Origin of the sequence: Streptomyces sulphureus DSM 40104 (assembly GCF_000381025.1) — a bacterium.
Classification (GTDB): Bacteria; Actinomycetota; Actinomycetes; order Streptomycetales; family Streptomycetaceae; genus Streptomyces; species Streptomyces sulphureus.
The window spans coordinates 573504-585696 of the sequence record NZ_KB905813.1; the positions used below are offsets into that span (position 1 = coordinate 573504).

General features: G+C 73.0%; 13 protein-coding genes. 8 read left to right on the forward strand and 5 right to left on the reverse strand.

Going from position 1 to position 12193, the window contains the following annotated elements:
* Positions 1–117 precede the first annotated feature (117 nt).
* From F603_RS0102575 to F603_RS35490, 3 genes are all read left to right on the forward strand, one after another.
* Positions 118–387: a tautomerase family protein gene (locus F603_RS0102575; RefSeq protein ID WP_019544452.1), complete on the forward strand. Its 270-nt coding sequence runs from the start codon at positions 118–120 to the stop codon at positions 385–387.
* Positions 368–1645 carry an ATP-grasp domain-containing protein gene (locus F603_RS0102580; protein WP_019544453.1) on the forward strand — a complete coding sequence of 426 codons (1278 nt, stop codon included), beginning with the start codon at positions 368–370 and terminating at the stop codon, positions 1643–1645. Before F603_RS0102575 ends, F603_RS0102580 begins: the two co-directional genes overlap by 20 nt.
* A gap of 79 nt (positions 1646–1724) precedes the next feature.
* Complete coding sequence (locus F603_RS35490) at positions 1725–2342, forward strand: hypothetical protein (protein ID WP_019544454.1); 618 nt, start codon at positions 1725–1727, stop codon at positions 2340–2342.
* Positions 2343–2697: 355 nt separating this feature from the next.
* On the opposite strand, the gene F603_RS0102590 is transcribed toward F603_RS35490, so the two are convergent.
* Both F603_RS0102590 and F603_RS0102595 read right to left on the reverse strand, forming a co-directional pair.
* Positions 2698–5715, reverse strand: a complete 3018-nt coding sequence (locus tag F603_RS0102590) for an AfsR/SARP family transcriptional regulator (protein WP_019544455.1) — start codon at positions 5713–5715, stop codon at positions 2698–2700.
* A 334-nt stretch (positions 5716–6049) separates the two neighbouring features.
* Positions 6050–6895, reverse strand: coding sequence for an SDR family oxidoreductase (locus F603_RS0102595; protein WP_019544456.1), 846 nt, complete (start codon positions 6893–6895; stop codon positions 6050–6052).
* Between the two features lie 433 nt (positions 6896–7328).
* On the opposite strand from F603_RS0102595, the gene F603_RS34555 reads away from it, so the two are divergent.
* From F603_RS34555 to F603_RS34945, 4 genes are all read left to right on the forward strand, one after another.
* Complete coding sequence (locus F603_RS34555; RefSeq protein WP_019544457.1) at positions 7329–7445, forward strand: azolemycin family RiPP peptide; 117 nt, start codon at positions 7329–7331, stop codon at positions 7443–7445.
* 86 nt (positions 7446–7531) lie between these two features.
* Positions 7532–8428, forward strand: a complete 897-nt coding sequence (locus tag F603_RS33745; protein ID WP_245600660.1) for a YcaO-like family protein — start codon at positions 7532–7534, stop codon at positions 8426–8428.
* A complete protein-coding gene (locus F603_RS35670) occupies positions 8425–8634 on the forward strand; it encodes a hypothetical protein (protein WP_019544460.1) in 210 nt (69 codons plus the stop codon). The genes F603_RS33745 and F603_RS35670 overlap by 4 nt, the downstream gene beginning before the upstream one ends.
* Positions 8635–8904: 270 nt before the next feature.
* Entirely contained in the window at positions 8905–9048 is a 144-nt protein-coding gene (locus F603_RS34945) for a hypothetical protein (protein ID WP_019544461.1), read from the forward strand.
* 84 nt (positions 9049–9132) lie between these two features.
* On the opposite strand, the gene F603_RS0102625 is transcribed toward F603_RS34945, so the two are convergent.
* The gene (locus tag F603_RS0102625) at positions 9133–9399 is read right to left on the reverse strand and encodes a GlsB/YeaQ/YmgE family stress response membrane protein (protein ID WP_016905654.1); all 267 of its coding nucleotides are present in this window, start codon (positions 9397–9399) and stop codon (positions 9133–9135) included.
* Positions 9400–9517: 118 nt separating this feature from the next.
* The gene (locus F603_RS0102630; RefSeq protein WP_019544462.1) at positions 9518–10054 is read right to left on the reverse strand and encodes a hemerythrin domain-containing protein; all 537 of its coding nucleotides are present in this window, start codon (positions 10052–10054) and stop codon (positions 9518–9520) included.
* Between the two features lie 646 nt (positions 10055–10700).
* On the opposite strand from F603_RS0102630, the gene F603_RS0102635 reads away from it, so the two are divergent.
* The gene (locus F603_RS0102635; protein WP_019544463.1) at positions 10701–11405 is read left to right on the forward strand and encodes an HAD family hydrolase; all 705 of its coding nucleotides are present in this window, start codon (positions 10701–10703) and stop codon (positions 11403–11405) included.
* Positions 11406–11644: 239 nt separating this feature from the next.
* Here the strand turns inward: F603_RS0102635 and F603_RS0102640 are convergent, their stop codons facing one another.
* On the reverse strand, positions 11645–12115 hold the full coding sequence (locus F603_RS0102640) for a GNAT family N-acetyltransferase (RefSeq protein WP_019544464.1): 471 nt from the start codon (positions 12113–12115) through the stop codon (positions 11645–11647).
* Positions 12116–12193: the final 78 nt, after the last annotated feature.

Genomic DNA, 12193 nt, shown 5'->3' on the forward strand with positions numbered 1-12193 from the left:
CGGGAGGCGGAAGGGAACGCCGCTGTGCACGCTCGACGGGTCGGAGCAGTCCGCCTCCGGCCGGCAGCCTCACGCGCGGCGCTCGCGGCGCGTGGGGCCACGTGGAAGGAGATCGTCATGCCTGTCGTCACCGTGGACTGGTGGAAGGGGAACGACCGCAGCCGGCGTGCCCGGCTCGTCTCGGAGGTCACGAGCACCGTCGCGCGCGTCGCCGGCTGTCCGGGCGAGGCGGTGACCGTCATCGTCAGGGATGTGGAACCCGGGTACTGGGGGAAGGGAGGAGAGCTTGCCGACGCGGCAGCCTCCGGGGAGGTGGAGGCCGAGCGGACGGCAGCGGGGACGCCCGCGGGCGAGCCGGAGCACGGCCGTGAACTCACCAACCGCTGACTGCGGTGCCCGGGGCCGTGACCGTCGGCACCTGGGTGCGCTGCTCCTTGTCGAGCCCGAGTGGGCGGCGGTCAGGGCCGCCGCCGCGGCCGGCTTCGAAGTCCTGGTGCTCGTCGGCCCGGAGCGGGAAGAGCCGCCGTACGGACCGGAGTCGGGCCCCGGCGGCCCCCTCCTCCGCGCCGACCTCCGCGACCCGGAAGCGGTGCGCGCGCTCGTCTCCGCGACGACGCGCACACAGCGGATCGCCGGTCTCGTGGCGTTCGGGTCGGCCGGCGAACTCCCGGCCGTGCTGGAGACGGCGGAGGCGTTGTCGCTGTCGGCGAACCCCGCCGCGTCGGCCCGCCTCCTCGGCGACCCGATCGAGCGGCGCCGGCTCCTGAACCGCGGGAGCGGCGGGTACGTCGCCTACGCGCTGGCGGACACCGACGACGAACTGGGCGCGGCCGTCAGGGAGATGGGCCCACGCGCCACCGTGCGCCACGTCGAGCGGAGCCCGCGGGCCGGACCGGAGGGCGGGGGCGTCTACTTCGTCGAAGAGGCCCTCGACGGGCCGCGCTTGGGCGTCGAGACGGTGACCGTCGACGGGATGCACCATGTGCTGGGCGTCGCCTCGCTCCACCACGCCTGCGCCTCGGTCAGCGGCCACCTGCTGCCGGCCCCGCTCGGGCGGGAGGAGGAGGCGCAGACCCGGGCGGCCGTCACGGGGCTGCTCGACCTCGCCGGGTACGAGTGCGGCCCCGCGTACACCGTCGTCGCCCTCACCGCGGACGGGCCGCGCGTCGTCGGCGCGAGCGCACGCCGGGCGTCGGGCCCCGTGGCCGGGCTCCTCGCACCGGCGACGGGGCTCGACCGCGACGCCGAGTTCTTCGGGCTGCTCGCGGGCGGCTCCCTCCGTCAACCCGTCGCGGGGCGCCATGCGTTGGCGGCGCCGCTGCGGCCGCCGGCCGGGTGGCTGCTGTCCGTGGAGGGGATCGAGGAGATCGCCGCGCTGCCGGGCGTGTGCGAGCTCTCGTTCCCGTACCTTCCCGGCGACCGGGTGCCGGAGGGGGAGGACGGCACCGACCGGTGGCCCGGCTACGTCGTCGTCGCGGCGGACTCGCCCGGCGAGGCGGCGCACCTGGTGACGGCGGTACGGAGGCTCTTCCGGGCGCGCGTGGCGGAGTCCGGGCGCCCACCGGCAGGCGGTGGGCGCGCCGTGGTGCGCGGCCCGCACCGTACCTTCCCGCCTGGTTCCCGTTTCGGTGGCGGCGAGGGGTAGCGGAAGCGGAACGGCAGGGGAGCGCGGCGCGCGACCTTTTTCTCGTCAGCACCGCGCCACCTCACCTAAGGCAGGGACTATGAGCAGCAAGTCGGCCACACTGGCTGGGTTTCTCGCGACCGGCGTCCTCACCCTCGGCCTCGCCACCCCGCTCGCCGCGGCGCAGCCGACCTGGCCCGGCACTCCGTCGCACGCGACGGTGCTCGGCGCGGGGCTCGACTCGCTCGCGGGTGAGGGGCCGAACGTGACGGTGCTGGACGGTGAAGGGCCGAACTACGCCGTGTTGGGAGGGGAGGGTCCGAACTCGGCGTCGGGTGAGGGGCCGAACGTGACGGTGCTGGACGGTGAAGGGCCGAACTACGCCGTGTCGGGAGGGGAGGGTCCGAACTCGGCGTCGGGTGAGGGGCCGAACATGGCCGTGTTCGACGGTGAGGGGCCCAACGTCGCCGCTGTGGGCGGTGAGGGCCCCAACCTCGCCGTGTCGGGTGGCGAAGGACCGAACGTCGCCGTGTTGGAGGGTGAGGGCCCGAACTCGGCAGCGCTGGTGGGCGAGGGCCCCAACGCCGCCGCGGTGGAAGACGAGGGTCCCGATGCGGCGTCGGGGGAAGGCCCGAACGTCGCTCCCGTCCCGGCCGCGGGTGAGGGCCCCAACTTCGCATCTGCCGAGGGGGAAGGCCCGAACGTGGCCGCGGTGTGAGGCAGTCGGGAGCGCAAGGCACACGCCCAACAGGCACAGGCGGCGCCATCGGTAGGACACCGGTGGCGCCGCCTCGTCGCGTCAGCCTTCAAGTGCCGGTCGCCCGCCGATTCCTGTCCGTCCTCGGGCATCGGTCCACCGCCGGCGAACCGGTGCGAGCCGCACCGTACGGAGGCGCCGACCGGAGCGTCCGCGCCGAGGAGCCCCGCCCGAGGGACACCCGTGCCGAAGCGTCCGCGCCCGAGAAGTTCCCGCACGGCAGGAGCGTCCCCTCGAGCAGCGCCCGCACGCCGTCACCGTGCCCCCGATCCCACGGCCGCGACCGTGAGTTACCGACGAGCGCCCCAGGCCCCGCTCACCCGCGGCACTCCTGAGGCACCCCCATCGCCTCGAACGCCTCCTCGGCGCGCATGCGGTACCTCTCCGCCTCCTGGTCGTCGCCGAGCCCCCGCAGCGCGGCGGCGATCCCGTGGAGTGCGTGGGCCTCCTCCACGCGGTAGCCGGACTCGGAGGCATGGCGGTGCGCCTGTCGGTGCAGCTCCAGTGCGCGTGCGTGCCCGCCGCGTCGGCGCTGGAGGCGGCCGAGGGTGTTGGCGACCGCGGCCTGGCGCAGCGGCGCCCCGCTCAACCGCGCCTGGTGCAGAGCGGCTCCGGCGCGTCGCTCCGCCTCCTCCGTTTCGCCCAGCCGCTCGCTCGCGTCCGCCGACACCGCGAGGAGGAGCGCGCCCTCGGCAGGGGAGACGGCGTCGCTCGCCAGCTCGCGGGCGCGCGCCAGCACCCGGTACGCTTCCCTCTCCTCGCCGAGCCCCAGCTTGGCGACGGCAAGGTCGGTGAGCGCCTCGACCTCCTTGTCGGTGGCACCGATGCGCCGGTCGAGCGCGACGGCCCGCTCGGCCGCCTCGGCGGCGTCCGCGAACCGTCCGCGCTGCGCGTACAGCGCACTGAGGTTGGTGAGGGACTCCGCCTCGGCGCGCTCGGCGCCCAACTCCCGCTTGAGCGCGATCGACTGCTCCAGGCGCGGCGCGGCCTCGTCGAACCTGCCGAGCGCGGCGAAGAGCAGCCCCAGCAGCCCGGTGTCCTTCGCCTCGCCTCTCTGGTCCCGCAGTTCGACGGCGAGTTGCAGCGCCTCCTCGGCCTCGGCCACCCCTTCCTCGAACCGCCCCAACTTCCAGTGCGCAACGGCGAGATTGGAGAGGCTCAACCGCAGCAGCGGCCGGTCGCCCAGCCTCCGGGAGGCGTCGACCGCGGTGCCGGCGAGCTCCTGGAAGTCGTCGAACCGTCCGCGCAGGTCCAGTTGGAAGACGATGTTCGCGGCGAGCCGCGCCACCCGCCGGTCCAGGCCCCTGCGGTAGGCGAGGGCGACGGCGGCGAGCAGGCCGTCCTGTTCCCGCTCCAGCCACTCCCTCGCCCTCACCGCGCTGTGCAGGTAGGGCAGTTCGCGGTGCACCTCCTGCTGCGGGCTCTCGGTCCGCACCCGCCCGGGGAAGAGCAGGTCGCAGGCGGCGTCGGTGGCGAGCTGGCAGTAGTCGAGCAGCCGGACGACGGCGCCTTCGGCCTCGTCGTCCCTCTCCGCGGGGCGCAGCAGCCCGAGTGCGAAGCTCCGCACCAGGTCGTGGAAGGCGTAGCGGCCCGGTTCGTGCTGCTGCATGAGGTGCACGTCGAGGAGGTACTCGAGGGTGTCCTCGGCGTCCCTCGTCGGCGCATCGAGGAGGGCGGCGGCCGTGTGGACGTCGAGCTCCGGGCCCGGGTACTGCCCCAACAGGCGGAAGGCTTTGCGGTGTTCGGCCTCCAGTCCCTCGTACGAGAGCCGCAGCGTCACCTCGACGCTGCGCTCGCCGGCGTTGAGCTCGGCGAGCCGGTGCGTGTCGTCGCGCAGCCGGTCGACGAGGTAGCGCACCGTCCACCGCGGACGCTTGCGGAGCCGTGCTGCCGCGATGCGCAGAGCGAGCGGCAAGTGACCGCAGAGCTCGGTGAGTTCGGCGACGGCCTCCGGCTCGGCCTCGGCTCGCGCCGCTCCGAGCACCGCGACGACGAGCGCCGTGCTGTCCTGGGGCGACATGGTGCCGAGCGACACGCTGTGTGCCCCGTCGAGGCCGACGAGGAGGGACCTGCTGGTGATCAGCGTGAGGACGTCGCTCGACGGAGTCAGCAGCGGACGGACCTGCGCCTCGTCCACGGCGTTGTCGAGGAGCAGCAGCATCCGGTGCCTCGCCGCCGTCTGCCGCCAGAGAGCGGTGCGTCCGTCGAGGTCCTCGGGGATGCGTTCGGCCGGCGCCCCGAGCATGCGCAGCAGCGCCTCGGTGGCGGCGAACGCCGAGAGCGGTTGCTCGCCGGGAGCGAACCCGCGTAAATCCAAATAGAGTTGCGCGTCGTTGTAGCGCCCCGCGAGCTGGTGCGCTGCGCGCACGGCCAGCGAGGTTTTCCCGCTCCCACCCATCCCGTCGACCATCACGATGAGCGGCCCGGAACCGGTCGGCTCGTCGACGAACCCCAGGATGCGGCCCAACTCCTCGTTGCGGCCGGCGAAGTCGGGCAGGTCGTAGGGGAGCGTGGTGCGCGTCTCGTCGACGACGAGCGGTGCGGGGCCCGGCGGCTCCTCGGCCGGCGCGGGCGCCGCCAGCTCCGGGCTGTTGCGCAGGACGCCCTGGTGGAGCTCCTGCAACTCCTCGCCCGGACCGATGCCGAGCTCCTCGACGAGCAGGTCGCGCACTCTGTTGAACTCCTCCAGCGCCTCCGCCTGTCTCCCTGAGCGGTAGAGCGCGAGCATCAACTGGCCCCTGAGCCGCTCCCGGAGCGGATGCGCGCTGATCAACTCGCGGAGGTCGCCGATGAGTTCGCCGCTCTCCCCGAAGCCGAGGCGCAGTTGGAAGGACTGCTCCAGGGCGGTCAGGCGCCGTTCCTCGACCGCGGCGGACGCGGCCACGATCACCTCTCCGCCGGCTCCCGAGAGCACGGGGCCGCGCCACAGTGCCAGCGAGGCGCGCAGCGCCTCCGCGGCCCGGCGCGTCCGGCCGTCGGCCGTCGCCTCCCTCGCCCTGCGCAGCCCCTCGTTGAACTGGCTGAGGTCGAGCTGCTCCTCCGTGACCACGGCCCGGTACCCGGGACCGTCGGTGACGATCACGCTCCGCCCGTCGGGCAGGCGCCTGCGCAGATCGGCAACAGCCTTGCGGACCTGGTGCTCGGCGGTCGCGGGCGCCTCCTCCCCCCAGACGGCCTCGACGAGGCGCGGAACCGGCAGTACCCGCCCGGGGTCGAGGAGAAGGGTGACGAGTACGCGTTCGTGCACGGGCCCGCCCACGCGCAGGCGTTCCTCACCGTCCCAGCATTCGAAGGACCCGAGTATCCGGAAGCGCACACGTGTCTCGTTCCCCATCGGACATGTCCCTCCATACGTCGCCCGGTTTCCTCTGCGCCGCCCTCATGGAACGCCCGGGCCCCCCTGCCCGGCCGCCCGACGGTGACGGCTCCTCGCGGCGGCACGTCAAGTTTCGTCTGCGCCGACGCACGCAGTCCACACAGCACCCCGGCGGACGGGCACCGGTGTACCCGGCGCGACGGCCGACCGGCGGCGTATCCCGGCGGAAGGCCGGCCGGTTTCCCGGGGAAAAAATCCCGGCCGGGCCGCGGAGGCTGCTTGAGCCGTGCGGAGGGCGAACCGAGGGCGCAGGGGCGGACGTTCGCGGCTCTGTGAGTGCTGCTGCCGGTCCTCAGGTCGGATTCCGGCGTGTCTGGCCGAGCCCCCCGCTGCGCGCCACCGCTGTCACGCCTCCGTCGACGAGCAGGTCCGTCCCCGAGACGAAGCCGGCTCCGGAGCCGAGGAGGAAGGCGACGGCCTCGGCGATGTCGGAGGCGGTGCCGACCCGCTTGGCGTTGGAGGCGGAGACCATCGCACGCATGGTGTCGCCGTGCTCACCGCTGAGTTCCTGCTGCCCCATGGGGGTGGCGATGACGCCCGGGCTCACCGAGTTGATCCGCGCCCCGCGCTCGCCCCACGTCGTGCTCGCGGCCTGCACGCGGAGGAGGTTGGCGCGCTTGGCGAACGCGTAAGCGGCGCTCGGGGACGGGAAGTTGGACGCTGCGGTGCACGGCAGGGAGAGCAGCTCGCCCGGCGGCACCGTGGCCAGCCGGCGGCTCTCCTCGGCGGCGAGGACCGGGTGGCCGTGGCCGGCCATGCTGGCGATGACGACGCCTGCGCCTCCGGGCGCGACGACGCCGGCGAACTCGTCGAGCACCAGCGCGACTCCGAGAAGGTCGACGGCGAGGATGGCGGCGACGGGCGCCTGCACGGGCGAGAGCCCGGCGGTGTGCACGATGCTGCGGACCTCGCCGAGCGAGGCCGCTTGCCGGGCGAGCGCGGCCACCGAGTCGGCGGAGGAGACATCGGCGGCCACCGCGGTGACGGCGTGGCCCTCGCCCTCCAACTCGTCGGCGACCGACCGCAGAAGCTGCTCGTCGAAGTCCGCGAGCAGCAGCCGGCTCCCCGCCCCCGTGCGTCGCGCGACGGCTCTCCCCATGCCCCCGACGCCGATGACGACGACCACCTGCTCTGCCATGTCCTCCACCTTCCCTGCAGCGTACGGCGCGGCGACGTCCGGCGCGTGCGGCCAGGGACGTCGAGAGCCCCGAGCGAGGCCCCGCCCGCTCCACCCTCATCGGCCGGGCGGCTCCGGGCAAATCCACGACCGCCGAGCGCGCCGGGCACGACTCGCGAGGAGACATTCATGGGGGAGGCCCGTACCGCAGAATGTGGGACGCCCCCGAACTCCGCTGCTCCGCAGGAAAGTCGAACGCCGGTCTCTCGTGGCCCTTGCTTCACGCTGCGCGGAAATCTCTTTGCGTGCGCTTGCCCCGTAAGTGCGAGTTTCGTTCCCGTTCCCTTCCGTCCCGGCTCGACTCGTGGATGATTCAAGTTGCGGCTTCCTCCCCCTGAAATCTGGGGCATTGGTCGCCGAATCGGGAAACCCTCACGCGCGGAAAGGACGAAGCGTGCGCGAAAACGACGCTCTCCCCGAGGAGATGACGATCCGGAAGGCCGAGGAGACCTTCGCGGGCCGTTCCTGCCCCTCGGCCGCGCCGAGCGAAGCCGAGTCCGAGGAGGAGTAACGCCGGGTCGGCCGTCGTGGGACTCCCGGCCCGGCCGGGAGGCGACGAGCCCGAGCCCCCCAACCCCCTCCCGAAGGTGAACAGCAGTGGTTGAACAGCGCGCCGGCCGGATTCCGGCCGGTACGGTCCGACGGGACGTCCGGCTCGTGCAGCGGAACGGCCACCTCTACGTCTGCGCGACTACGGGCACGCTCCGCATCCCGGCCCAACCGCCCTTGAACGAAGGCGAGATGGACGCCGTGCCCTTCGCCTCCCTCCCGTCCCGGCGCGCCGAGGCGCTCCGTGAGCGCGGCCTCGCACACCGGGGTCCCGACGGTCGTGCCCACCTGCCGGCCTGCGCCGTCTACCTCCCGTACCGCTTCCCCCGCGGCCACCACTTCTGGTTCGAGCCGGTCTCCACGAGGCTCGCGGCCGGGGCCTGTCCGCAGCACGCCGTGTTCGCCGGGCTGATGGAGGCGGTCGAGCGGGACTCCTCCGTCGTCTTCCGGGAGAACCGACTCACCCTCCCCTCCCTCGATTTCGACCGCCTGCCCGAGGGGAGGGCCCGCACCATCGTCGAGCGGCTCGGGGCGCGCGGCATCCCGGCGACCGGCAAGGACCCCACCACGGACCTCGGCATCCCCGCTCTCGGCGTGCGGCTTCGGGAGGGCACCCCCGAGCGCCCCGTCGTCGTCCACTCGGCTCGCGCCGACCTCGACCCGCACGCCGCACTGCTCGGCGCACTGGAGGAGGCGTGCCCACGCGGGCGCCGTCGAGTGGCAGGAGCACCTCGTCACCGGCGCCCGCCTCCCGTACGACGACGAACCACTGGACTCCCTCCGCGACTTCACCCTCTGCTACCGGCACCCCGACCGCCTACGGCGCCTCGCCTTCCGGGAAGAGGGACCGCTGCGCCCACCGCCGGAGCCGTGAGCGTCGGAGGGGCTCGACGCCGACGTCGCCCAGGCCGTCGCCCGGCTCGCCGTGCGGATACGAGACGGTGACGGTCGACCTCACCCCGATCGACGTGGCCGAATGCGGCGTCTCCCTCGTCCGCACCGTCGTGCCGGGCCTGTGCCCGACCACACATCGCAACGACCTCCACCGGCGCGGCAACCCCCGTGCCCACGAGGCGCCGGCGGCGAGGGGCGTGCGCGCCGAGCCGCGCATCGACAGTCAACTCAACCCGTATCCGCTGCCGTTCCTCTGAGTGGGGCGCACGGCCGAAGAGAGTGAGCCACCTGCCGAGCGTGCACTCCCGACTCCCCGCCGGTGTCGTCCTGCACCGCCTCTCCGCGCGGGACCAGGAGCTCGACGTGCTCCAGCACCGCACGGTCACCCTCCCCGGGCCGCTGGCGGTTCCGCCGCCCGCCGGCCTCTACCTCGCGTCCTACGGCGATCGCACGGCGTGGAAGTACGAGGGAAGGGCGCTCCGCCTCGTCTGCCGCGGCACCGGGTGCCAGACGCTCGGCCTCGCCCCATGGCTCACAGGGAGGAGGGAGACACCCGTCACCCCGCCTCCTTCCTCAAGGGCTGCGAGGAGGAGGCGCTGCCCATGGGCAACCTCGCGCTCGGGCTCCCCGGAACGACGCCTCCGCCGGTTGCCCGCGTCGAACACCCGTAGCCGGCCTGCTTGCTGACACGCGGAAGGCTCCGGCGGTGGCGACCACCGCCGGAGCCTTCCGGTGCGTCTGCTGCGGGTGCCGCGTCAGCGGCCCCGGTTCCCCGTCAGGAGCCGGTAGACCAGCAGCACGATGACGGAGCCGACGACGGCGGCGATCCACGTGGAGAGGTGGAAGAAGCCGTTGATGGAATCCACTCCGAAGATGACCTTGCCGAGCCACCCGCCCAGGAGCCCGCCGACCACACCGATGAGCATGGTGATCAGGCAGCCGCCCGGGTCCTTGCCAGGGACCAGGGCCTTGGCGATGGCGCCGGCCAGCAGTCCGATGATGATCCACGCGATGATGCCCACTGTGACTCACTCTCGTTTCGGGGTCGTTCGATCAGGCTCTCGGCACCAGTCGATCAGATGCGCGGCGCGGTAGCGGGAGCAGGGCGCTCCGACGCGGCGCGCGTCCGGCCGGCCGGTCTCAGACGGTCCCCGCTGCCACGACTCTGCGTACGTTCTCCACTCGTCCCGGCGCGCTCGCCAACCGGTCGCGGCGGGCCCGTGCGAACGCCCGCCCGAGCTCGCGGCGCTTCGCCGGGGCGACGTTCTCCCTCGCGTCGTTGATGAGCGAGCGCTCCTCCTCGTCGAGGTGGTGGGTGACCGCCTCCACGAGGGACTCCAGCTTCGCGTCCCAGTCCGCTCCTCCCGGCTCGCCTGCGTCCAGGAGGGCGAGCAGGGCCTTGTTGCCTTCGGCGTGCTCGTGGACGCCGTGCTCGACCTCGTCGTCGTCGACGTCGTCGAGGCGGCGCAGCACCGGGTAGACGTCGCTCTCCTCGGCCTCGGAGTGCGCGATCAACAGGTCCGCGAAGCGGCGCAGCGCGCCGGTGCGGTCGGCCTCCACACTCCGCATCTCGCGGAAGAGCTCCTCCATCGCGCGGTGGTCGCTGAGGATCAGCTCCACGACGTCGTCCGCCGCTGATGCGCCGTCCGACGTGCGGACCGTCTCGGTGCGATCCATCCCTGCACCTCCGTTCGCTCTCGGGGACACCGTCCCGCTTTCCCCGAGCCGCCGTTCGGAAACGGACGGTGACGGTGGCGTACGCCGGGGGCTCCGCCGGGCTGCCCGCGGAAGGTGACGTGCGCCCGAGGGTGCGGCCCTGCGCTCGTCCTGGTGCGCGGGTGGCTCCCCTGACGAGGGTGGCGACGGGGCGCGGTTGGGGGACGAGGGGCGTACATGCCGGCGGTCGAATGGCTACCCTCCCGCCCCATGCGCCGCGAACTCCTGTTTTTCTGTGGGTTTTTTGAGCGGCATTGCCCCCGGAAGGCGAAACGAACAGGCCACTCGGTGGCCCGGCGATTCGAATCGCGTTCGTAATTCCATTCTTTTGTGGCCCGATGGTTGCCCCGTGCCACGCATCCCCGCGTTATGAATACTTTCCGGGATCGATTGACCGGCAAGTGCCGGGTCTCTAGCGTGAGTTGCGTCCCCATCCGGATGAGCGTTGAGAAGCCTGCCGTGCAGCGCCGCTCATCCGCACGTCTCTCCTCCGGCGGCGAGGAACGCTGCCCGAAAAACCGCGGACACCAGAATTCGGCGGTGTCTGCAACAGCGTGCCCTGCCGTCTCGAATACTTTCAGCACACTCGTCGAACGGGAGCAATCGCATGGATAACCCGTGCCTTCTCACCTGGACCCCCAAGGCCGTCGTATTCGACTGCGACGGGACGTTGCTCGACTCCGAGCGGCACTGGCAGGAAGCCAGGTCGCTCACGCTCGCCGAGTACGGATTCACCGTCGCCGAGGGCTTCGCCGAACGCGCGGCGGGACTCCACTACACCGACTGCGGCCGCATGATGGCGGAAGAGGCCGGACACCCGGACGAGGCCGAAGCGGTCGCCGGCCGCCTGCTGGAGATCTTCCGGCGGCTCTCCGTCGCGGAACCGGTGACCATGCCGGGCTCCGTCGAACTCGTCGGCGCGGTCAGCACGTTCGCGCCGCTCGCCGTGGCGAGCAACTGTCCGCGCGACGTGGTCGAATCCTCGCTGGACGCCGCGGGTCTGCTGCACTACTTCCGGTACATCTCCGTGCCGGAGGAGGCGGTGCGCCCGAAGCCGGAGCCCGACACCTACCTCACGGCGGCCCGCCACTGCGGCGCCGACACGACCGACACCCTCGCCGTCGAGGACTCGCGCGCCGGGATCGAAGCCGCACGCTCGGCGGGCATGCGGGTGCTCGGCGTCGGCCCCGCGCCCGCGGAGAAGGTCCTCGACCTCGTCGACCTCTGGGTCGCCTCGCTCGATCGCCCGGAGATGCGCCGCTGGGCCTTGGCGCGCATTCCACGTCAACAGCCGCGCTCCGACGGGCTTTGACACCGGGAGTCGCTCCGCAGGGGTCCGACGCGGAAGCGCTGTGTGCTCCGTCGGCGGGGGCGCACACTCCGCGGGCCTGTGGTCGACGGGGCACCCGCGGAGGGCCGTTGGCTCTCTGCGGGGGCCCGCAGCGGACAGGGCTCGGGGCGCACCGCGCCCCGGGCTCCGGTCCGGTCGCGCCGCCGCCGGCAACCAGGCGGCGAGGCACTCCGCGACCGGTCCGGGACCCGGCCGCCGTGTCAGGGAACGAGAGGCTTGACCATCACGCGCTCCCCGGCATCGTCCGCCAGGACGGCGCCCTCGGCGACGAAGCCGTTGCGCACGTACAGCGCCTCGGCGGGCCGGTTGCCACGAACGACCTTGAGCTGCAGGGACGTTGCCCCGGACTCGCGTGCCCACGATGCGACGTTCGAGAGCAGAAGGTCACCGACGCCCCGGCCCCGCACCAGGGGACTCACCCAGACCGACCGCAGCTCGTACGCGCCGTCCCGGGACAGCCCGCTCGCCATCCCGACGGCCGTCTCCTGCGTGAAGGCGGCGACGTTGTGGGCGCCCGGCGCCTCCAACCGTGCCCGCCACCGCTCCTCGCCCCCGTGCGCCCAGTCCGCGAGCCGCGCGGTGAAGGCGTGCGGTGCCTCGCGCAGCGCGGTGAGGCGCAGCTCGCGCCACAGCGGCCAGTCGTCGACCGTGAGAACCCGAAGACGCACCATGCGGACAAGTGTGCCGCAGCCCTTCGGTGGCCTTTCCCGGATCAGGCGGTCGTGTCATGATTCACGGCGTTCTCATGT